This is a genomic window from Paenibacillus sp. 01T442, assembly GCF_056398345.1.
Window position 1 is genome coordinate 16484 of record NZ_JBFTPF010000009.1, and the last position, 23591, is coordinate 40074.

A 23591-nucleotide genomic window follows, 5' to 3' on the forward strand; every position below is an offset into this window, starting at 1 on the left:
GTAAGATCAAGCCGTTCTGCATATTCAGAACGGCTTGTTTTGTAATAAAATCATGCTATCCTATGCAATTCGGAAGATCTCCTCATTGTTGGGTGCAGGCAACGGACATAGAAAAAAGATAAGTGAACGTCTATTATTAGTAGGAGACATTCTTGAAAGGGGAATAAAGACAATGACGAAAGAAAAGCGAACGCTAATCTACGAAAACAAGCTGGCATCGATTGAGGATATTCGGGGCTTCAAGTTAGAGGGACAGGCCAAAATCTCATTTCCAAACGGCAGGATGCGGATGGAGAACGCTCTTGACCCAAACTTGGGGCAAATGGCCAACTATGTATTCTGGTGCCCGGAGGAATTTCCTGGAGACATTCAGGTAGAGTGGGATTTCTGGCCAGTCAAGGAGCCGGGGCTGAGTATGATGTTTTTTGCTGCAGCCGGAATGAAGGGTGAAGATTTGTTCGACCCCATTCTGAACGAAAGGTACGGACAATATGAGCAGTATACCCATGGAGACATCCGCACGCTGCATATCGCGTATTTCCGACGAAGGTACCCTGAAGAAAGAAGCTTTCATATCAGCAACCTGAGGAAAAGCTCCGGCTTTCATTTAGTGGCCCAAGGAGCCGATCCGATCCCGAATGTGGAGGATTGTATGCCGCCCTATCATCTGATGCTTAGGAAGCAGGGGGCTAAGGTCCATTTTGCAATTAACGAACTGCCTATATTGGAGTGGGAGGACGATGGCAGGACATTCGGTCCCATTCTGGGTAGTGGCAAAATTGGTTTTCGTCAAATGGCGCCTTTAATCGCCGAATACGCGAATTTACAAGTTTACCGTCTGGATGAAGACGGAACAACCCGCAAGATTTAGGAGGAGAAAAGCCTATGTATTTCGGTGCATGTTATTATCCGGAGCATTGGTTAGAAGAACGTTGGGAAACAGATGCCCGGTTGCAGTGAAGCGGGCATTACCCCGATCTTGTTCGGATTACCTGAAGGCGTCGAAGCTATGGTCAGAGTTGGAACTGACGATAGCGGAAGGAAAATTCTCTTTGTCATCAACCATACGGAAGAGGTAGTAACCGTTAACCTTGATACCACATATACCGATGCATTGACGGACAGAGCTGTCAGTGGAGTGGTCGTACTGAACCCCCAAGATGTGATGGTACTGTATGTTCAGCAATAAGGTTTTCAACAACCTAAGACGATTCCTATGCTTTTCGGTTGATCCCCTTATTGTTTCGTGTAAACGCTTCACTTACAATTTAAGTAAGAAGACATCAAGGTACATCTTAGAAAAGAGGGAGGCGAACTTCATGAGTACTGCACCGACAAGTGCGAAGGATGCGGCGCTTCAGAATAAGCACACGCGACTTGCCGGAACCCCAACATTTCGTTATATGAGGCGTTTTTGGCCGTTTTATGCGATGTTGGCGCCAGGTATTTTATACTTTTTAGTATTCAAGTATGTTCCTTTATTAGGAAGCATTATAGCGTTTCAAGAGTACAACTTGTATGGGGGCTTTTTGCAAAGCGAATGGGTAGGCTTCAAATGGTTTCAACAGTTTTTCGAGTTTGTACACTTCCGACGGCTGTTATGGAATACGTTGGCCATTAGCTTTTATCAACTGATCTTTGCTTTTCCTGCTCCCATCATACTTGCCATTCTCTTGAATGAGATCAGAAGCATGGCGATGCGCCGAACCATACAGACCATCGTTTATCTGCCTCATTTTCTATCGTGGATCATTATTGCGGGCTTCGGTTACATGCTCCTGTCCCCCCAGATCGGACTTATTAATCACATGGTAAAGGCCTTCGGTTACGAGCCCATCTTTTTCCTGCAAGAGCCGAGTTGGTTCCGTACGATAGTTGTCAGCTCTGGCATGTGGAAGGAAGCGGGGTGGAGCGCAATTGTTTTCCTAGCAGCTATTGCTGGAATCAATCCTTCGTTGTACGAAGCTGCTCGAATCGATGGAGCTAGTCGCTGGAGACAGCTCCTGCATGTAACGCTTCCGGGTATGATGCCGGCGATCATGCTGCTTCTGCTATTGAAAATCGGGCATACCCTCGATCTGGGCGTCGAGCAAATCTATGTCTTCCTGAGTCCCATTACATATGAAGTTGGGGACATTATCGATACGTACGCTTATCGGGAAGGCATTCTCAAAGGTGAATACAGCATGACAACGGCGATTGGTTTGTTTAAGTCAATTGTCGGGTTCGTACTATTGATTGTTGCTAACCGAATCAGTCGCAGCACGACAGGCGAGCGTTTATTCTAAGAGAGGAGGAACAAGCGATGCGCTATCGTCTCACATTCGGAGAAAAAGTCTTCGATGCGCTTAACTACATCGTACTGCTCATTGCGTGCGCTGCGGTTATGCTGCCCTTCCTCTATATCATCGCAAGCTCGCTTAGTTCGCCAGAGGCGCTGATCCGGGGGGAGGTCACTTTTTGGCCCAAAGGTTTAAATGTTACGAATTATCAAGTTGTGATGGAAAATAAAGTGTTCTGGAGATCATTTGGCATCACCCTATTCATCGTCGTTGTCGGAACGGTGGTCAATATGTTCATGACAGTCGTAACGGCATATCCGCTCGCTAAGCAGGGTCTTAAAGGAAAAAATATCATTTTGTTGCTGATTGTGTTCACGATGATCTTCCAAGCGCCAATGATTCCGACATACTTAATTGTAAAAAATCTTCACTTGCTGAATACGGTATGGGCTTTAATTATTCCTGGTGCGATTTCGGCCTTCAATATGTTCATATGCCTGACATTCTTCCGGTCGCTGCCAGAGGAACTGTTCGAGGCAGCCCGTGTAGATGGGATGAAGGAGTTCTCCATTTTGTGGCGAATTGCAGTTCCCTTATCAACCCCAATCATGGTGACTTTAATTCTCTTTTATGCCGTCAGTCATTGGAATAATTACTTTTCCGCTCTTCTGTACATTAACGATTTCAAACAGAGGCCGTTGCAGCTGTATCTTTACAATTTGATTGCACAGTTCAACATGAACGAGGAAATGGCATCGCTAGTTGAATCCAACGTCGTTCTTTCACCCCAAGGTCTGCAGATGGCTACAATTCTAGTCGCGACAGTTCCGATCCTTTTGGTTTACCCTTTCATCCAGAAGCACTTTATCAAGGGTGCACTCATCGGTTCGATCAAAGAATAACACGCTTTGATTTATAAACAAGATCTGAGAGGAAGGTTTATATGAGAAAAGGGTTCAAGCAAACAGCATTTATTTTGTCCGCTTTCTCGCTACTAGCTGCAGGCTGTGGAAACAGGGAAGAGAATACGGTCAGCACGCCAGCAGCAACTAAAACGGCAGAAGCAACGCAAGCACCTACCGCAACACCAGCGGCACCGGTTAAAATCAGGATGTTTGCTTCCGATCAGTCACTTCCTCCATTGGATGCGAATGATCCCAACATTCTCTTCATGGAGAAGAAAACGAACACGGATGTGGACTTGGTATCCCTACCTCATTCGCAGTATGAAGACCAGCTTAAATTGAAATTTGCATCCGGCGATTTCCCAGATGTCTATCAATCCTGGTCTGGTCCTGAAGCCGACCTGATTGCCGCAGGCAAGGTTCTTGAACTGAACGATCTGATCGATAAATTTGGTCCTAACTTGAAGAAGAATATTCCCCAAGCTGCATGGGATGCAGTATCTGTTAACGGTAAAATTCTAGCCATTCCGCAGCCTTCCAGTAATTCGAATTCAACGCTGTACGTGCGTCAAGACTGGTTGGATAAGCTAGGACTGCAGGCTCCGAAAACTTCGGAAGAATTGATGACTGTGCTGAAAGCATTCCGGGATAAAGACCCGAACGGAAACGGCAAGAAGGATGAGATCCCATTCTCCATGCGGGAGAAATTCACTTGGGGCGACAATATCTTCGGGATGTGGGGTGTCAATAACTCCTATACGGAAGTGTATTACAACAACGAAGTGATCATCCAGAATATTCATCCTAATATGAAGCAATCACTTGGATTTATCAAATCGATGGTGGATGAAAAAGTAATGGATTCTGAGTTTCTGACGAATTCCAGAACTGTTTGGGAACAGAAAATCAAATCCGGGTTGGTCGGCATGTGGTCGCACACCCAACAACTGGCATGGCAATGGCAAGCGGATTTAGACAAAACGATTCCTAACGAAAAACCGAATGTCGTCGCTATTCCGACTCCGCGAGGTACAGGTTATGACGGTCCTCTGGGCACCCGCTGGAGCCCGGTTGCCAAAACGTACATCATCATGAAGAGTACCAAAAATCCGGAAGCAGTCATCAAGTATTTTGATTGGCTGATGAGCGAAGAAGGCCAGATGTTCACCGATTTGGGGCAAGAAGGAGATTCGTATAAAAAGGAAAACGGCAAGATCGTAGTTGACACAGCGAAGATGGAGAAAAATAAAGCGTTTAACGTGATCTTCAAGATTCATGGTACGAATCCAGCGGTAGAGGAAGCCAAGCTGAGCAATCCTGCTGCTTTCGCCAAGTTGAAGGCTGCATGGGCTGTAGGCGATAAAGAAGGGTTTAAGAATGAGGCTGTAGGTATGCCAGCAGCCAAAAACACGTATAACATCGATACGATGTTCCTTGAAGAAGGCAGCAAAATTGTACTTGGCAAAGCACCTGTTGAACACTTTGACGAATTCGTGAAAACCTGGCGCAAGCAGGGCGGGGATCAGATGGTCAAGGAGCGTACAGACTGGTACAATAAAAATAGGAAAAAATAGGTCATTGGGTTTGGAAAGCAACCCTCGATCGGGTTTCCCGGGAGAGGGTTGTTCTTCTTCACCTATATGGGGGTGCAGACGCAGAAGTGTGGAAGAAAATACATGCCTCCTTAAAATGGAAGCTGGTTAGCCTGCTCATCGTTATCATTGTGTCAATGGTGTCGATGATCGGGTTTTTCAGCTATTACGATACGTCTCGGACCATACGGCAGGACGTTTCACATTTCAGCGAGCAGATCTTGCGCCAAGCCAATCTCAATCTGAACCGGCAGTACATGGAATATGAACGTGGACTTCTGGTTCTTGGAACAAGCAATGAGTTCACGGAGTGGCTTAAAGTTGATCCAGCGGATCGCTTCGAGCTCATTTCCGGTTTTCATTCTTTGGAGCGTAATTACTTGCGGTCTTTTCTAGTGCGCCAGCCTGAGATTATGTCTATATCCATGCTATCGGATAAGGGCGGCGAATTTAATTATGCACTCACTTTTGGGTTATCCAAGGATTATTCGATGGCCAACGAGCCATGGTTGAGTGAAGTCGGTCGGCTCGAGAAGGTCCATCATCGTGTCGTTCAAAGTACCGCATACGTAAATTATAAAAATAATCCGGAGCAAGTACTCCTCTTGTCGATGGCTGGACAATTTGGTGAGCCTGAGGCCAAAGGGTTCCTGAAGATGGATATTTCACTGGAACCAGTGCAAACCATTCTCAACCAGATGCAGCTTGGGGATAAAGGCATAGGTCTCATTGCCAAACCTGATGGAACCATCTTGGTTCACCAGGATCAATCGAAAGTGGGCAGCGTTCTGGAACCTGATATTACCGAACAATTGACTGCTCAAAGCGGTACTTACCTTCGGAAAGAAACACAACAGCTGATTGTATTCGATACGATCCCTTACACCGGTTGGAAAACGGTCGCGATTCTTTCCAATCAAGATATTACGTCCAGCATCAACAGGGTTCGTAACGTCACGATCGGGATCGCATCGACGGGAATTATACTTGCAATCATTCTTGTCACGTTGGTTGCCACTTCGATTACAAGCCGTTTGTCCAAACTCAGGTCCCATATGAAGCGGGCTCAGTATGGGAATTTCAGGGATCGCATTCATATTGAAGGTACGGACGAAGTGTCGGATTTAAGCCATTCCTTCAATCGGATGTTGAATGAACTCGAAGACTCGATCCTACAGTTGACGGAGACACAGTTGATGCAGCAACGAGCTGTATTTTCTGCGATGCAGTCCCAGATTCGCTCTCATTTTTTATATAATTCACTAGAGTCTATTAATTCTATGGCTCATTTAGCTGGACATTCGGACATCGAGAAGACCTCCATCTCGTTATCCCGCATGCTTAGATACACATCCAACTACCAGGATATGCTTGTGAAGTTGGAGGATGAAATTGCGCATGTCAATCATTATATGAATATAAGCCGGATCCGTTTTGGAGAGGAAGTCAGCTACCAGATTCACATACCAGAAGACTGCCGAGAGGTACTCTGTTTAAAGGTTATTCTTCAGCCAATTGCGGAGAATGCGATCAAACACGGCATTGAAACCACTGGTGAGCCGACGCATTTGGAGGTATCAGCGCAGCGGGACGGTGACTTCATCTCGATCATTTTTGAGGATAATGGTAAAAACTATGACGAAGAGAAGCTGGAAGCTTTCCGTATTCGACTGCTTAAGGTGACGCCATCGCAAGAAGAGTACGCATCGCTAACGAATGTCGGTCTCTTAAACGTTCACTTCCGTTTGCAAGCCTTTTACCAGATGAATGGTGTAGGTGTGGCAATTGATAAAGGAAGCCGTCTTGGAGGCGTTAAGGTCACTGTAAGGATTCCCCATAGATTCAACAGCCCAAAGGAGCGATAGCTGAAATGTTCCGTGTACTTATCGCAGATGACGAGCACCTTATACGGTCGAGTTTAACTAGTAAAATCGAGCAATTCAGCGAGGAAACCGTTGTTTCTGGCTTGGCAGCCAACGGTGTGAAGGCTCTGGAATGGCTGGAGGAACATTACGCGGATATCTGCGTGACGGATGTCAAAATGCCGCTGATGGGCGGACTGGATCTGATTGCGAAGGTCAACGAGAGATATCCGTGGATGATTTCTGTGGTCGTTTCCAGCTATGATGAATTTGAATTTGCCAAAACGAGCATGCAGCTCGGTGCCATCGATTATATTATCAAGCCTGTGGACCAGGAACAGTTGAATGGAGCACTTGCCAGAGCAATTGGTGAGGTGTCCTCGCAGCGGCGAGCAGAAGCCGCCATGCTGTTCATGCGATCGATTCCTCATCATCAGGACATGCTGCAACGATGGGTGCTGCAAATTCAGACCGTTCAACTCGAGACGCTTCCGCTCCTAGTCGTGGATACATTGGATATGTTGGAAAGTCTAGCAGGGGACCGATTCTATTTGTTAAATCCACTCTCCATGGCATGGTTGGAAATGATTGTGGAAGAGCTGAAGAAAGAAAAGGTAAAGATCGAGCTTCAAGAGGGCAAGGATTTGGGCCTGTGGGAGAAGACGATTCTACATGATAAAGTGCGCAGCTATTTTCGGTTGTGTGCTGTTCGCCGTCTGGAGGAAGGGGCACAGCGGATTTTTGCAGTCACGCAAGCCGTTAAGGACCAACCTTCCCGCAGGGCGATAGAAGAGGTAAAAGCGTTCATCAACGAACATTATGCGGATAAGCTGAATCTGCAGGAAATTGCGGATCGGGTTGCAATTAGCAGGAATCATTTCGCCCATTTATTCAAACAGGAAACCGGTACGACGGTTTGGAACTATTTGATTCAAATCCGAATGGGGAAAGCGAGAGAATTGCTTCTTGGGACCGATAAGCGAATTTATGAGATTGCACACGATGTAGGATACGATAATAGTGTTCATTTTTCTCAGGTATTTAAAGAACAGTTTGGCTTAACTCCCGCCGAATTCAAAAAACGAATGGAGCGCTAAGTCAGATTCATTTTCCGACTATTCCGATATATATCGTGCCATGCCCTCATTGTGACGCGGAATCGATTCTCCTACAATGAAATTAAAGCGATCTCATTGATTAGTTCATAGGAGGAATAGCATGAGTCAATTCTATAAAGTAGAGCAATCTAACGGAAATTGGTCGTTTATATCGCCACAAAACAAACCCTTTTATTCCGTTGGTGTAAATGGTGTACATAATCAGATCGTGGATCAGGCACATTGGTTGAAAACAGATCTGGTACACAAATATGGCGGAAATCGAGAATGGTTTCCCAAATGGGCTACGGAAAAGCTAAGCCAGGTTGAGCAGTTCGGCTTCAATACATTAGGCGCTTGGCATGAACCCTATTATTGGGGAAACGGTACGCCGAAAACGGTTGAAATCCGCATGTCTAGATTTGCTCCGAAGGTGAATACAGATTGGGGGACAGGTTTCCCTGATGTATTCGATCCCAAATTCCATGCTTCTGTGGAACGCGCTTGTCTGGATTGCTTTATGAGCGGGCGTGGCGAAGCATTATTGAACGATCCGGGTGTTATCGGGTATTATACCGATAATGAAATACATTGGTGGGGACACGGGGGCCAATGGGGCAACAATGACCCTGGCAACGGTGCTAACGATACGAGCTTAGTTGACGACTATTTGGAACAGCCGGCAAGAGGGTACGGCAAGATGGCTTGGATCGAAATGTTGAGGAAACACCACAGCTCGATTGAGGTTTTGAATGAGACATGGGGAGCAGAGTATACGGACTTTGAAGATTTGGCGCATATTGCGGTTTACCGAGCGGATCATCCGCAAGCGCTGGAAGCGGATAAAATGGCTTTCCTTCGTCAGATAGCAGACGTGTATTACCAAACGACATCGGCTGCGCTCAAGCGATATGATCCAAACCGGCTTAACCTAGGAGACCGGATGGTTGGAACGAGCACACCAGAGGTTGTTTTTGATGTGATGAAGGACTATGCCGATGTCATTACGTTGAACTTTTATAGTTTCAACCTGCCTGAACGGTGGATGCGTCACATTCATGAGCGAACCGGATTACCGATGATGATCACAGAGTTTAGCTTTTGTGCAGGTGCGGAAGCTGGATTTCTGATCAATACGAACGGTGCCCGCAATGTTATTGTCAGGTCTCAGGCTCGCAGGGGAGAAATGTATCGCAACTTTGTGGAAGAGGCGGCTCGCATGCCCTTTGTTGTGGGAACACATTGGTTCGCCATGTACGACTATGGGAATCCGCAAGGTTTGATTGGGAACTATGGGCTGCTGGATCTTGCTGACGAGCCCTATGGAGAGTTCGCGGAATTGGTTTGTCAAGCGAATGAAGATGTACTTCGGATCAGACATTCGCAGGAATTGTAATTAGGTGAAGTTGATTGTACGCATGGATCATACGCCGCTAGCTCATTGTTCTTAGAGCTGGCGGCGTTTTCATGTTGGAAGTAGACGGACGAAATTGGCGTAGGGATATGAATCTTTTTAGATTTTCGTGTACACTTAAAATGAATCCATTATGAACGTAATTCATTTATCGTATCCACAAATACTCTGATTCAGATATTGTGGATAACTTTTGGTGAAGCATAGATCGAGAACGAGCAGAGAGAAGTGAGTTTACATGCATCAAAACTATCAATTAACCGTTGAAGAGGTATTGGCACGCCCATCCTTTCAACAGGCTTATATCGCGGCTGGCAAAATGGGCTTAGGACGATTGGTACGCTGGGTTCACATTATCGAGGTGATTCAGTTTGAACAATTGCTGCAAGGTGGCGAGATGATCTTAACGACGGGTGCCGCATTTAAGAACGATACGAAATCGTTCATGATCTATCTAGAGCAGCTAATCCACAGAAACGTAACCTGTCTTTGTATTGAGATGGGACACTATATAAGTTCAGTTCCCCAAGCATGGATGGATGCGGCCGAGGCTCACGATTTCCCGCTCATTATTTTCCCGGAAGCGGTTCGATTTATTGATATCACACAGGATATCCATGCCCATATTATTAATCAGCATCATAAAGCACTTCAGGATTTGGAGAAAATATCACGTGAATTTCATCGCATGACGTTGTCTTCCCAGGGTGTCACGCATGTACTTGCTTTATTGCAGAGCAGCACGAAGGGTCAAGTTATTTATGTGCCAGTCGATGCTGGGCCGAAATTCACTCCGCCGCTTGGCAAACGGGAGTCAGCGCAATGGCTGGCTTTCCTAGCAAGCAGAAGTACAGAAAGCGGGTATGACGAAACAGGAGCAGGGTTGTATTTTGAAGACGTAGAGGGTCAATCCGTTATTGTTCAGCCTGTTGGGGCTATGGGCAAAACCTGGGCACACATCCTGCTCGTGCTGGATCGCAAGCCACAGGAATACGAGTATTTAATTCTAGATTCAGCCTCCCTGTCTATTGCGCAGGATTTGTTGCGGAAACGGTACATGGAAGAGCGGAAATTGTATTCGCAAACACTGTGGGTAGATGATCTGCTTCATATGCGCATTCAAGAGGAGGAGCAGATCAAGGAGCTGATCGGTGCCGAATTTAAACGTCTAAATGCACTAACGTATCAGGTTCTTTTGATCGAATTTGAGCAGGAGCAAGAAGACGGTATGACCGCAGAAGATGATGGGATCGAATCTGCGGGTCTGCATTTGTCACTCGCGGCTAGACCGATTTTTGAGGGGCAGCTATTTCACCCCTTAATTACGTTAAAACATAACAGACTTGTTGTCCTTGCCTTCGATAAAGCTCCTAAGAAACCAGCGAAGGATCGCTTACAGCATGTGCTTGACTCGCTTCAAGGGATGAAGGATCACGCGGGGACACGGTTGAAGATCGGCATTGGGCAACCTAATCAAAGCTTCTTGAACGCGCATCGCAGCTATCAGGAGGCACTCCAAGCGTTGTCATTAACAGTTACGCTGCAGCAGAAGAACGTCATGTTTTATGATGAGTTAGGCGTATTTGAACTGTTATTTCATATCGCGGACAAAGGCATTTTGGCGTCATTCATCCGATCCTATCTCGGTCCGATCATTGATCACGATAGCCTAAAAGGCAGCGAGCTGCTGCGAACGCTTAAAGTGTATCTCGACCATGATGGATCGAAGCAAATTGCTGCGCAGCAGCTTTTTATCGTACGACAATCTCTCTATTATCGATTGGACAAAATTGAAGAGCTGCTGGGCGCTGATTATATGCTTCCCGAGAAAAGATTGGCACTGCAAGTGGGAATCAGAGCCTATCAGCTCCTTCATCCGGAGAAAAAATTGTGAAAAGAAAAGCGGTAGTTTTTTGACAAAATGTCTAATGGCATGTAGCAAATTCTCTCTTATACTTGGAGACAAGTAGAGAGCGATCCTTTCATTAGGGGGTCCTCAAGAGAGGTTGATGGGGCATGATTATTGGCGTTCCGAGAGAAATTAAAAATAATGAGTTTCGCGTTGGCATGACACCGAGCTCGGTGCTTTCATACAAACAAGCAGGACATGAAGTACGGGTCGAAACGTTGGCAGGGCACAGCATTGGGTTCACAGATGAAGATTATGAAGCGGCAGGAGCGACGATTGTTGCAACCGCAGCGGAGGTATGGTCGTCAGAGATGGTCGTCAAAGTGAAAGAACCACTGCCTGAGGAATATGGCTATTTTCATGATGGATTGATTTTGTACACGTATCTGCATCTTGCTCCTGAAGCGGAATTAACGCATGCCCTTGTTAGTCAAAATGTAACAGCCATCGCGTATGAAACGATCCAGCTTGACAATGGGAGCTTGCCGCTCCTGACACCGATGAGTGAAGTGGCTGGACGCATGTCAGTGCAGATCGGTGCTCATTTTCTAGAGAAGGCTCATGGCGGCAAAGGTATTTTGCTAGGCGGTGTCCCTGGTGTTGAGCCAGGTAAAGTAGCCGTGATCGGAGGCGGTATTGTCGGCGCAAATGCTGCAAAAATGGCCATAGGCCTTGGTGCTGACGTAACGATCATTGACTTGAATGCCGACCGGCTTCGTCAATTGGATGATCAATTTCACGGCCGTGTGAAAACAATCATGTCCAATCCCTACAACATCGCTGAAGTTGTACGCCGTGCGGATCTTGTAGTTGGCGCGGTGCTCATTCCTGGCGCTCGCGCACCACGGCTCGTGACCGAGGAGATGGTGAAAACGATGAGTCCAGGCAGTGTCATCATCGACGTTGCCATTGATCAGGGCGGATCGATCGAGACGATCGACCGCATTACAACCCATGATCAGCCAACCTATGTGAAGCATGGAGTCATCCATTATGCCGTAGCCAATATGCCGGGAGCCGTGGCGCGCACCTCTACATTGGCGTTGACGAATGTGACGACCAGCTATGGTCTACAAATCGCGGGCAAAGGCTTCGCGCGTGCAGCGCTCGATAACAAAGCCATCGCCAAGGGGATTAATGTGACACAAGGTCATGTCACATATCAAGCCGTAGCAGAGGCACATGGTTATGCGTACACGGATATTTATTCGCTGATTCGATAGAAATAAGATGAAGGGCCTCCGCGGGATTGCGGAGGCTCTTTTTCATGGGCAGGCGATTTCTAATTTCAAAATGGAATTGATGATGAAAGTAACGACTAGCTGTCCTAAGGTTCAAGACGGCTGGATGCTTACACTAGCCATGTTCTTACCGCAGATAGATGGATTTTATCCAGTTGCTGAAGTCCGTTTAAATATCAAATAGATGAATTTTCTGTAGTTATTTTCAGTGGAGTTGGCGGGATTGAAAAAAAGTGGGATATTTACCTACATACTTTACATTTAAATCGATTTTTCGGGGAGATTTCATCGAAATAGCTGTACAATTTCCAGTTAATCCGTTTCCACAAGGTCAGGAGTCGACAGGGAGTCCCCTGATGCTTCATAAGTAACCCAACCCACTAGCAATCCCACATCTCTCAAATTCGCATTGACGCTACATTTATTAACATATAAAATTGGTGAAGTGAAACGTTTCAACACAAGTTTTGGACTTCGAAAATGTTCTTCACTTGACTATGTTCCTCAATAGGAGATGACCAATTGACTACGATACAGCAACGCCAAGACGAAATTATTGCGAATATTGCGCAAGCAGCTTATAAACAGCCAGTTCTAAGCAATGGCTTTCTTTTTGAAGGGGACGTGCGTGACAATTTCTATTACGCATCTTATCTATTCGCTGCTTCTGTGGATCCCACGATCACCTTCGAAGGCGATCGCAAAGAGGCAAAGGATAAAGCTGAAGGTGTTTTCATTCACCTACTTGAGATACAAGATCAAGATCCAGCTAGCAGCACTTATGGTCACTGGCCACTCAATTTAAGACCAACGCCTCAAGAGGCGTCGAAGAATACATTGCCAGTTGAGCTCATGGGGAGCTTGATGGTTTATTTTGCCCAGCGATATCAAGAGCAGTTGAGTGAAGCGCTCCGCGTGGCATTTGATAAGACGCTTCGTCATATTTACGACAGCAACTTTTATCGGAAACCGCTAACAAGTTATGGTCATCACGAAGCCAAATATACGGCTGCGAAGCTGATTTTCGGACAACGTTATGAAGATGCTGCTTTAATCAAGGATGGTTACGAAAGTCTGCAATTGACACTCAAACGTGTCACAGCCAATGGGATGACCGAATACGGTGGACTGCCATGGTTCTGGCATTGGGTGCAGGCTTTTACCTGTGCGTGGCAGTTGATCCAAGATACAGACATCCGAAGCGAATTAGCTCGCATGCTGGACTATTTATGGAGCGAGCGCGCGACGTTCTACTTGGGTGGCGCTTGGATAGGCCCGCACGCGCGGATATGGCCGCATGACATGCCGAAGGATACGAATGTGCTGCACGATTATGTGCAATACGGGGACTTCAAGCTGCCGGCTCACATGCCAAGAACTGAATATGCGGGATTCCTTGCGTATGAAGCGCCAGCACAAACTATTCAGACTGCCTTGCATCGGTCATCAGTACCCGTCGAAATTAAACGACAAATTCCTAAACAAATCGGTCAAGCTCAAAAAGAGAATGATCATCTCCACAGTTATGTATACGTCACAGAAAGCTTTGCAATGGGCGGCATGTGGGAACGAATTCGCGAGTTCGACAACGAACAGCATCGCTGGGACATTGCGTTCCCGCTAGATCACGTACAAGGTGTGAATCATGCTTATTTTTTCCATCCGGATTTGGAGCAGCCAGAAGGAGATTTGCGCCATCAAAGCGAATACACAGAAGTGCTTTTTCATAAACAAGTAATTATGGCCTCTTATTCCATTCCAGAAGACCAACCTGGCTATATCAAAGGGTGCTTGCCGCTAGGTGAGTGGGTAGAGTCACCAAGTGGACTTTTTGGACGGGTAGGCAACGCCTTAATGGCCGTATACATCCAGCAACCGTATCATCGTGAAGTTCTGGAGGATCGTTGTTTTGTAACTAGTCGTGGTAGAACGAATGCAGTCGTCGTCGAATGCCTTGATCAATCCAATGCAGAGCTACTTAGCATTCGCGATGTTCACCATTTTGCAGAAATGATGAAAGACAAACAACCTACATACGGTGAAAATAACACGATTACATATACTTCCCTGTCCAATCAAACATTGTTGTTAAGCGGCGATCCAACGAAGGAAATCAGTCCACGTATTGATGGTGAAGTCATCGATTTCACTTCGTATACGATCGCTTAAATTCATAGAAATGAGGATGGACACATGCCTGCAGTTGATTATCCATTAGAAAAGCTTCACACGTACGAAGGACGAAATCCAAGACCTGAAGATTTTGATACGTACTGGGAGCGTGCAATCGCTGAAATGAAGGCGGTAGATCCCCAAATCGAGCTTCGACCAAGTGAATTTCAAGTACCTTATGCGGACTGCTTTGATCTGTATTTCACAGGTGTTAAAGGTGCTCGCATTTACGCGAAATATATTCGTCCGAAGAACATGACTGAACCGCATCCAGCTATTGTTCAGTTCCATGGCTACTCCGGTAATTCAGGTGATTGGAACGATAAACTTTCTTACGCAGCGCTGGGCTATTCCTTCTTCTCCATGGATTGCCGTGGTCAAGGTGGATTCTCGGAGGATGTTGGCGGAACCAAAGGGACGACTCTACGAGGACACATCGTTCGTGGATTGGATGATCACCCGGATCAGCTCCTGTTCCGTGATATATTCTTAGATACCGCACAGCTTGCTGGCATAGCAATGAGTATGCCTGAAGTGGATCCTGCACGCGTAGGCGCAATGGGAGGCTCGCAAGGCGGTGCGTTAACGATTGCTTGTGCAGCACTTGAGCCGCGTATTAAGAAACTAGCACCCGTCTATCCTTTCTTAAGTGACTATAAGCGTGTATGGGAGATGGATTTGGCGAAGGATGCCTATCAAGAATTGAAGGATTTCTTCCGTCGTCATGACCCACAGCACAAACGTGAAGAAGAATATTTCACGAAATTAGGCTACATTGATATTCAAAACCTAGCTAATCGAATTCAAGGTGATGTGATGATGGCCGTAGGTCTCATGGACACTGTATGCCCGCCGTCTACCCAATTTGCTGCTTACAATAAAATCACTGCAAACAAAAAGCTAGAAATCTTCCCGGATTTCGGACATGAAGGACTTCCAGGCTTCAACGATTTGACTTTCCAATTCATGATGGATCTTTAACAAATTAAAAAACCACTCTCATTCAATTCATGTGAGTGGTTTTTTGCGCTCAGCTTGCTGCTGGCGATATTGCCTCGGTGTGACACCGATCATTTTTTTGAAAAGCTGATTGAAGAATTTCATATCTTGATATCCGACACGTTCAGCAATATCGCTGATTTTATCGGAGGACTCACGTAAATACTGACAACACGCTTCTAACCGGGCATGCTGCACATACGTTGTGAAGCTCATACTTGTGAGCTTTTTCAATTGTCGTTGGAGCTGGCGTTCACTCAAGGAAAGCTTTGAAGCCGCCTCGACAAGCGTGATCGGATTGCTGCAATTCATTCGAATATATGTCAGCAAGTTTTCAATGCTATTCATGCTAGTTGGAGGAACTTGAGGATGCCGATCAAACTTCGCACGATGCATATAGACGAACAGTTGCTCAACACACGCTTGCATGACTGTAATAAAACCGGCTCTTCGAGCTTTAAACTCGAAATGTAATTGCTCAAACAATGGTTGGAACTCACCATTTTGTTCATGGAATGAAAGGAATTCTACACCGCCACTAGCGTCAGTTGCTTTTTGAAAAAAATGTGGAATTTCTTGCTCACCCATTGCCGCCGCATGCTGGAGTAATTGGTCCATCCATGCCTGTGTAAAAATACAATTATACACGATCAGCGGCTTATTCTGATTCGTAGATGCGGGACGAAATACATGAGATATGCCAACAGGCAAAAAGAAGAGGTCGCCTTTCGTAACATTCATACGAACACTGTCCATATAATGCGAGCCTCTGCCTTCTGCCACATAGCTGATTTCAATAAAATCATGTGTATGCTGCTGCATGTCGAAGGATTCATGAACTCGATTCACGTAGAGTGGGAGTTCGGGAACGAAATATAAGTGGCCTCCCGATTCCGTAATGCTGCGCTTCATCTTCATGCTATTTCACTTTGAAATGAACAACAGCGCTATACAGCATTTTCCCTGCATTCGGGTCGAATACGATGTTATGCTGGATGGCATATACATCGAGCATCAGCGCCTTGTTATTGTCGATTTGATCATTGATTTTCTTTTCAAGTGTTTTTAAATCATAAGCCTGAAAAAACTCAATTTTATTTTCGATACGATCTAAAATAAAGTCCATGATCCTGCGCCTCCTATAGGTCTATGTAAATTTATGACGACTTCTCTTATTATAACGTCAATATCTGATATAGGAAGTGGAACTGAATAGGCGTATACTGGGAAATGCATGGAACGGACGTTTTTAATACATGGAGAAAGACTTACAAGCGAGTCAAAATTGTAATAGGAAGTGATGTCGTTTTGAAGCCTACACGGTTATTGGTTGACTTCTTGTTAAAGAATTGGCCGGTGTATGTCATCGCCGCACTCTTGATTTCGGTAGGGAATATTGTTCACTCGTACTATCCCAAATTGCTAGGCATGTTTACGGACCAGCTCCAGAAGGGTGGACTCAGTAAAAGTTTAATTGCGCAGTACAGCGTGCAGCTACTCATAATAGGTGTTACGTTTGGTGTATTGTGCGCGATTGGACAGTACATGATTATGCGGAGCGGAAGACGATTTGAGTTCGAAACGAGAAATCGGTTATTTGATCATTTTACCCGGCTTGGAGCAACGTTCTATTCCCAAAATGGGGTCGGTAAGCTGCTGAGTTATGTGATGAATGATGTGACGGTTATTCGAGAGTCCATCTCTTTGGGAATCAACCAGATTACGAACTCCGTCATTTTAATAGCAGCCGCAATTGTTTCGATGTTGTTTAGCTCCATTCCGCTCTATGTCATTCTGATCTGTATCGTGCCCTTATTGCTCATTCCAGTGTTATCTGCTAAGTTTCAGCCAGTCATCAAGCAGCGTTCCTTACAAGTTCAGGAAGCATTGGGAACGATGACAGAATCAGCCGAGGAGCAATTTGGAGGCATTCGTGTTGCTAAGAAATTCGCTGTAGAACCGATCATGATTAGCAGATTTAGCGAAACGGTTGATCGGATTCGTGACAATCAGCTTCGGTTAGTACGACTTTCCTCGTTATTTGAAGCGTTAATTCCGTTTCTGGGTGCGGTATCGCTTATTATTGCGATTGCCTTCGGGGGCTATTTGACGATTCATGGGCGTATTACGATTGGGCATTTCGTTGAATTAACGTTGTATATTCGGATGATGGTGAATCCCTTACAACAAATTGGGCGTGTCATTAATGCGCTGCAGCGGTCACGAGCTTCCTTAGAACGAGTCAATGAGCTGCTAGCGAAGGAATCAGACATTAAGCAGAATGAGCTTGCTCAGCCTACGCACCTAGATCAGGAAGAGATTCGGATTGAGCATCTGTCATTTGCTTATCCGGATGATGAAGATGAAGTGCTTCATGATATCTCACTGACCATTGAACCAGGGAAATCGATCGGTATCATTGGTAAAACGGGCAGCGGGAAGTCTACGTTGATGAAAATCATGCTGCGAATCTACGATCCGCCGGAAGGAACAGTCTGGATCGGAGATAGCGATATCCGTGATGTGACACTTGAAAGTCTGCGGAATCAAATCGCTTACGTGCCACAGGAGGGCTTTTTGTTTAGTACATCGATTCGGGATAATATTGCCTTCTTCAAAAGGGAATCCTCCATAGAACAAGTGGAACGTGCTGCCAATAAAGCACAAATATTGTCCAGCATCGTGACATTTCCAGAAAAGTTTGAGACAAAGTTAGGTGAACGAGGAGTAACCTTGTCAGGTGGTCAGCGTCAGCGAACGAGCTTAGCAAGAGGTATTATTAAAGATTCGCCTTTGATGATTCTAGATGACAGCGTAAGCGCTGTAGATTCGGTAACGGAAAAGCACATTATTGATGCGATTCGGAAAGAACGAACGAATAAGACGACGATCTGGATTGCACATCGGATCTCTGCGCTTAAGCACACCGATGAAATCATCGTGCTGCATGAAGGAAGAATAGTTCAGCGGGGCACCCATCATCAACTGATAGCACAAGACGGTTTATACGCGGAGCTGTATGCCATTCAAGAAGGAGGTAACGACGATGTTCAAGCGGAATAAACTTCCACAAGATCTCAGTCAATCGAAAGCTTCCTTACGTTCGTTAGCTGTTTACGCCAAACCGCACAAGCTCACGTTTGCTGTTGTTGTCGTATGTGCCTTATTGGGTATCGCGGCAGATCTATTTCAGCCATATTTGGTCAAAATTGCAATCGACGACAATCTCATGATCGGGAAAAATGATTTCAATGCACTGATTAAGATCTGCTTGCTGTACGGGGTATTATCTATCTCTAGCATGTTTTTCAGTTACTTACAAAATAATTTGCTGCAATTCGCAGGTCAAAGCATTGTAGCCAAAATCCGCAAAGATTTATTTCAACATATTTTCAGGCAGTCGATGTCCTACTATGATAAAACGCCGAGTGGAAGCTTGATCACGCATGTGTCTAGTGATACGGAAACATTGAACCAGTTTTTCACCCAAGTGCTCCTAAGCCTTGTGCGTGATAGCATGACGTTGGTTTTCATTATCGTGCTCATGTATCATTTGGATCCGATGCTAACGTTGTATAGTATGATCGTCATTCCCATCATCGCTCTCATCGCGGTAGGTTTCCGTCAATATATGCGCAAAACGTATCAGCTATCACGTTCCAAGTTGTCCCAGATGGTAGCGTTCACAGCTGAAAACTTATCGGGTATGCACCTTATTCAAGCGTTCCATCAAGAGAAAGAGCAGATGAGTCGCTTTACGGATAAGAACACAGGTTATTTCCGAGCGAATCTAAGAGAGATCCGAACTAGTGTGTTATTTAACCGCTCTTTTGACATTTTGGGGAACTTATCCATAGCCTTTATTACTTGGGTGGGCGGTATTGCCGTCTTCGATAAAGCGATAGAGTTTGGTGTGCTTTACGCGTTCATTACGTATATTAGACAGTTTTTTCAGCCTATTAATAACATCACACAGCAATGGAATACACTACAATCCACACAAGTATCCATGAGTCGGATTTGGAATATTTTCTCGGCGCAACCGGAAGTCAAGGATAAAGAGGTTTCAGAACTGGTTCCGCTGGTTAATGTTCAAGGTGACATTCAGTTCGATCATGTGCATTTCGGGTATCAGAAGGATACCGCGGTCATTGAAGATTTGGACTTACATATCGCACCTGGCGAAATGATTGGGGTTGTAGGTACTACTGGTGCGGGCAAAAGCTCATTGATCAGTCTGCTCTGCCGCTTTTATGATGTGCAGGGAGGCGCCATACGTTTAGATGGCATTGATATTAGAGACATCTCCCAGGCGGATCTCCATCGAACGATTGGTTTGGTCCAACAAGAACCTTATTTATATGCCGGAAGTATTTTTGAAAATGTAAGGATGTTCGACCCCACGATTTCACGTGAGACGGTCATTGAAGCTTGCAAATTGGTCGGAGCAGATGCGCTCATCACGAGGATGAAGGACGGGTATGATTCACGAATTTCAGAAAGAGGCAGCGGGTTGTCGGCTGGTGAAAGGCAATTGATTTCTTTTGCCCGCATCATCGTATTTCAACCCAAGGTTCTTATTTTAGATGAAGCTACGGCTAATTTGGATTCACAAACCGAGCAGCTTATTCAAACGGCCTTGAACATTGTTGCTGAAGGAAGAACATCCATCGTGATTGCCCATCGGATATCAACCATTATGCATGCCGACCGTATTATCGTAATGAGTCATGGGGAAATTGTTGAAGAAGGCACACACACCGAGTTGCTTGCCATGCAAGGCATTTATGAACAACTCGTGCATCATTCACAAGGAAGTCATGCTCAAGAGAATGAAGCAGATGGTCGTATTTCATCCATAGGCTAATGATCAGGTACTAGGAATAGATAGTACTTCTCAAATCAGTGTTCTCCTGTAGAATTAGAAGCATAGTAAGAGAGGAGATGAACAGCATGAAAGCCAACAAAATCATGGTCCAACTTGGTTATGTACTGGGGGCTAGTGCTCTTTTAACTGCTATTGGTTACTTCTTTGCTTCTAACTGGGAGAAGTTGAACCGATTAGAGAAATTTATTCCTATATTTGTCCTTATATTGGGGTTTTACGGATTATCCGTTTGGCTTTCGCGCCAGGTGGGAAGAGAGTTTTTAAGTAAGTTAAGCTTGTTTGCCAGCTGTATTTCTTTCGGAGTTGGGGTTGGGTTGATCGGTCAAACCTATAATTCACACGCAGACAGTTATAGTTTGTTTCTAGTGTGGTTTCTACCAGCCCTTCTATTTGCGATCTTAACCCGATGGCAGCCCTATTATGTCTTGAGTTATATACTTGGACATTTAGCCTATGGACTGTTCTTCTTTCCAAAATGGGGCAGTTATTCCGAATCCGAAGGTGCTACAATCCTTATCTGGTTAGGGCTTGCGATCGTGAACGGTACCTTGTTCGTCTTATTTGAGAAAGGTCGCTTACAGTCCCCATTCCTCAAATGGGTGACCTTTCAAGCGACAATTTGTATATTCGTTATCTTGTCCGTATCCCATATGTTCGAGAGTTATGGGATTTGGATGAACTTGCCACTGATTGCCGCGCTGGCAGCAGCTGTCCTGTATGCACATCGGACACAGAGTAAAGTTTATCTGCTGTTCGCAGGGCTTTGGATTTCAGCCGCGATCACAACGAAGTACGTTGAATTGATAATTGAGTACCATAATGAACTCTTTTTTATCTTAAGCTTGTTGTTCGTGATCGTGTTTATCGGTGCGAATGTGATGTTTATGAACTATGTGCGTGCTTGGAAGCCATCTTCTGAGAAGTTAGAAGAGGGTATTGATACGGAAGAAACGACAGAAACCAATGGTGACGGAGACTTCACGAAGTGGATCGTACGTGTTCTTACGATTTCTGTCATTATCATTGGCTCACTGTTAGGAAGTTTCACGCTGATTGGGCTCGTGACTGTCGTGTTAGGGTTTGATGAGCCTGCTAATATTTTAATCGGCTATGGCTTTCTAGCTGTGATTGGGATGCTATTGGCGCGAGGATTTAATATATTAGCTCGCTTTACCATCTTAATCAGCGGACTCATGTTGGGTACTGGTGCTGCAGTTGTTACGGACAAATCGTTGATGCTGCTCATCTATTTAGCTTTAACACTTGTGGCTTTTGTTTTTTTACAGGGATTGATGACACGGATTCTCTTCTTCCTAACATCTATCATTATCTTGGCATTTGTCTTATTTGATTGGATCCATAGTGGCGTTGCCGTGCTTAGTATTCTTGCGGGATTGCTCTTCGTGCTTTTCGCTGGTGGTCAGGTGATTCGACTGTCAACATTCCGCGAGCCCGTCCTTTATAGCAGCTTCCCAGCTTTCTTATTAGCATTGTTTGCCTTAACCTTTATGACAGAGTCAGCGTGGTACTATACTACGAATGTGCTGTTCTTCGTTCTCGTTCTAGCGGCAATTCTGATAAGTCGACAGCTTCATATCAAATGGATATTTAATTGGTCGATGGGGTTCTGGATCGCTTTCCTCGTCTACAAATATTACGATTTAGCTTGGAAGCTCTTGCATAAATCCATCAGCTTCGCGATTATCGGTATTCTGATCATAGGAATCACAGTGTGGATTGAGAAAAAGAACGGACTCGAACCAGACGATGCAACGCAACCACAACTTGGGCTTGGATCGAATCGTTGGATCATCGCCTTATTAGTCTTACTTCAAGTAGCGGCTATGTCTTTGCAAATTGGCAAGAGCGAGTATCTTCTCAGTCATGGGAAGCTGATCAAGTTGCAGCTGCAACCATTGGACCCGCGTTCCTTGATTCAAGGGGACTACGTTCGTCTACGCTACACGATTTCAGAGCCTGAGATCTATCAGCACGTGGAAGATCTGAAGTCTAAAGGGAAAATTAGCGTTGTTCTTGCACTTGGCAGTACATCTGATGTTTATGAATTCCGTCGGGAATATAAGGTTGGCGAACAACTTGCCCCTGATGAAGTCCGCTTGAATGGTGAACGAGAAGGGTATGAAGGAATTAAATATGGTATCGAGAATTTCTTTATCCCAGAAGGCACCGGGAGAACGTATGAACAGAATGCTAAGTTTGCTGAAGTGAAAGTATCCGCTAACGGGGATGCGATCTTAGTACGATTAACAGAAAAATAAATTAGCATGTTAAGAAATTGAAAGAATGAGGTAAAGAACATCATGTGGCTACTATTTTCCGTCCTTGCGGCTCTCTGTTTTGGGCTGCGAGGAATTTTATATCATTGGTCTAGTCAGCAATCACTGAATCGAAACGTACTGCTCTGTGGCACTTTTGCAATGGGTGCGGTCGTAAGTTTAGCATGTGCCCTAGTGTGGCAGTCGGAATGGGAAACATCGGCGCTTATTGGGATTCAAATGGGGTTGTTCTCCTTCGGAGCCAATGCCAGCATGTTCAAAGGCTTCGCAGTCGGCAAAGCTTCCTTAGTTGCTATTTTGACAGGATTGCCATCGGTTGTAGTTGTACTATTTGCATATATCCTATGGGGTGAACGGCTGAACTTGCTTCAGCTGTTTGCTTTTGTTGTTATTGTCATTGGTATTTTATTCGTTAGGTATTCCAATGATATTACGTTGAGTAACTTACAAGGTGCTGGCTGGGGTGTGATCGCGCTCCTCTTATTTGCAGCGAACGACTTGTCCAGTAAATGGACAACCCTCGTGCATGCTTCCTTATTTCCGACCTTGTTCTTTATGTTTGCAACAGGCACGATTTGTTTCGCCATCTGGTGGTGGAAAGATAAGAAGAAGGGTGCTGCCCAGCAAACAGAGAGAAGTACTTGGACAGAACGCAAGACGTTCCTATTTGGTATGGCTGTTGGTATAACAAATGTCATGGGAATGATTCTTATCATTCATGGATTTGCGAACGGAATTACCGGATTGGTTTCGGCGGTTGTCGCGCTGAATGTACTGATCGTGCTGTTGTATACGCGATTTATTTTGAAGGATAAATTCTCGAAACTAGAACAATCTGGTTTAGCGATTGCGATGGTTGGCATCCTTATGATGAAGTTAGTTGCCTCTTGAGATTGCATGTCGGCATGTAAATTACAACATATACTTTCTGAA

General features: G+C 45.2%; 19 protein-coding genes. 17 read left to right on the forward strand and 2 right to left on the reverse strand.

Translation table 11 applies throughout. The features are described 5' to 3' along the window. Positions 1–172: 172 nt before the first annotated feature. The 13 genes from AC1DLM_RS10330 (at position 173) to AC1DLM_RS10390 (ending at position 15455) form a co-directional block, all read left to right on the forward strand. The gene (locus tag AC1DLM_RS10330) at positions 173–871 is read left to right on the forward strand and encodes a DUF1961 family protein (protein ID WP_477569911.1); all 699 of its coding nucleotides are present in this window, start codon (positions 173–175) and stop codon (positions 869–871) included. A gap of 72 nt (positions 872–943) precedes the next feature. Beyond that, positions 944–1189, forward strand: a complete 246-nt coding sequence (locus tag AC1DLM_RS10335; protein ID WP_441986926.1) for a Beta-galactosidase C-terminal domain — start codon at positions 944–946, stop codon at positions 1187–1189. A gap of 130 nt (positions 1190–1319) precedes the next feature. Continuing rightward, positions 1320–2288, forward strand: a complete 969-nt coding sequence (locus AC1DLM_RS10340; protein WP_441986925.1) for an ABC transporter permease — start codon at positions 1320–1322, stop codon at positions 2286–2288. A gap of 17 nt (positions 2289–2305) precedes the next feature. Beyond that, positions 2306–3184: a carbohydrate ABC transporter permease gene (locus AC1DLM_RS10345; protein WP_441986924.1), complete on the forward strand. Its 879-nt coding sequence runs from the start codon at positions 2306–2308 to the stop codon at positions 3182–3184. Between the two features lie 41 nt (positions 3185–3225). Then, positions 3226–4761, forward strand: coding sequence for an extracellular solute-binding protein (locus tag AC1DLM_RS10350; protein WP_477569912.1), 1536 nt, complete (start codon positions 3226–3228; stop codon positions 4759–4761). 86 nt (positions 4762–4847) lie between these two features. Further along, positions 4848–6644: a cache domain-containing sensor histidine kinase gene (locus AC1DLM_RS10355; protein ID WP_441986922.1), complete on the forward strand. Its 1797-nt coding sequence runs from the start codon at positions 4848–4850 to the stop codon at positions 6642–6644. A gap of 5 nt (positions 6645–6649) precedes the next feature. Next, complete coding sequence (locus AC1DLM_RS10360; RefSeq protein WP_477569913.1) at positions 6650–7738, forward strand: helix-turn-helix domain-containing protein; 1089 nt, start codon at positions 6650–6652, stop codon at positions 7736–7738. Positions 7739–7859: 121 nt separating this feature from the next. Beyond that, complete coding sequence (locus AC1DLM_RS10365) at positions 7860–9134, forward strand: hypothetical protein (protein WP_441986920.1); 1275 nt, start codon at positions 7860–7862, stop codon at positions 9132–9134. Positions 9135–9390: 256 nt separating this feature from the next. Then, positions 9391–11046, forward strand: a complete 1656-nt coding sequence (locus AC1DLM_RS10370; protein ID WP_477569914.1) for a PucR family transcriptional regulator — start codon at positions 9391–9393, stop codon at positions 11044–11046. Positions 11047–11168: 122 nt separating this feature from the next. Next, entirely contained in the window at positions 11169–12284 is a 1116-nt protein-coding gene (gene ald, locus AC1DLM_RS10375) for an alanine dehydrogenase (protein ID WP_477569915.1), read from the forward strand. A 7-nt stretch (positions 12285–12291) separates the two neighbouring features. Continuing rightward, a complete protein-coding gene (locus tag AC1DLM_RS10380; RefSeq protein WP_441986917.1) occupies positions 12292–12486 on the forward strand; it encodes a hypothetical protein in 195 nt (64 codons plus the stop codon). 338 nt (positions 12487–12824) lie between these two features. Next, positions 12825–14471, forward strand: coding sequence for a hypothetical protein (locus AC1DLM_RS10385; RefSeq protein WP_441986916.1), 1647 nt, complete (start codon positions 12825–12827; stop codon positions 14469–14471). A 24-nt stretch (positions 14472–14495) separates the two neighbouring features. Further along, positions 14496–15455 carry an acetylxylan esterase gene (locus tag AC1DLM_RS10390; protein WP_441986915.1) on the forward strand — a complete coding sequence of 320 codons (960 nt, stop codon included), beginning with the start codon at positions 14496–14498 and terminating at the stop codon, positions 15453–15455. Between the two features lie 27 nt (positions 15456–15482). On the opposite strand, the gene AC1DLM_RS10395 is transcribed toward AC1DLM_RS10390, so the two are convergent. Both AC1DLM_RS10395 and AC1DLM_RS10400 read right to left on the reverse strand, forming a co-directional pair. Next, positions 15483–16391, reverse strand: a complete 909-nt coding sequence (locus AC1DLM_RS10395) for a helix-turn-helix domain-containing protein (RefSeq protein WP_441986914.1) — start codon at positions 16389–16391, stop codon at positions 15483–15485. 1 nt (position 16392) lies between these two features. Then, on the reverse strand, positions 16393–16599 hold the full coding sequence (locus tag AC1DLM_RS10400) for a YrzA family protein (RefSeq protein ID WP_436237274.1): 207 nt from the start codon (positions 16597–16599) through the stop codon (positions 16393–16395). 182 nt (positions 16600–16781) lie between these two features. Between AC1DLM_RS10400 and AC1DLM_RS10405 the strand changes: the two genes are divergently transcribed. The 4 genes from AC1DLM_RS10405 to AC1DLM_RS10420 all read left to right on the forward strand — a co-directional run bounded on the left by AC1DLM_RS10405 (position 16782) and on the right by AC1DLM_RS10420 (position 23549). Further along, positions 16782–18536 carry an ABC transporter ATP-binding protein gene (locus AC1DLM_RS10405; protein ID WP_441986913.1) on the forward strand — a complete coding sequence of 585 codons (1755 nt, stop codon included), beginning with the start codon at positions 16782–16784 and terminating at the stop codon, positions 18534–18536. Beyond that, entirely contained in the window at positions 18520–20340 is a 1821-nt protein-coding gene (locus tag AC1DLM_RS10410) for an ABC transporter ATP-binding protein (RefSeq protein WP_441986912.1), read from the forward strand. Before AC1DLM_RS10405 ends, AC1DLM_RS10410 begins: the two co-directional genes overlap by 17 nt. An 86-nt stretch (positions 20341–20426) precedes the next feature. Then, a complete protein-coding gene (locus AC1DLM_RS10415; RefSeq protein ID WP_477569916.1) occupies positions 20427–22640 on the forward strand; it encodes a GDYXXLXY domain-containing protein in 2214 nt (737 codons plus the stop codon). 42 nt (positions 22641–22682) lie between these two features. Continuing rightward, positions 22683–23549, forward strand: a complete 867-nt coding sequence (locus AC1DLM_RS10420; RefSeq protein WP_441986910.1) for an EamA family transporter — start codon at positions 22683–22685, stop codon at positions 23547–23549. Positions 23550–23591: the final 42 nt, after the last annotated feature.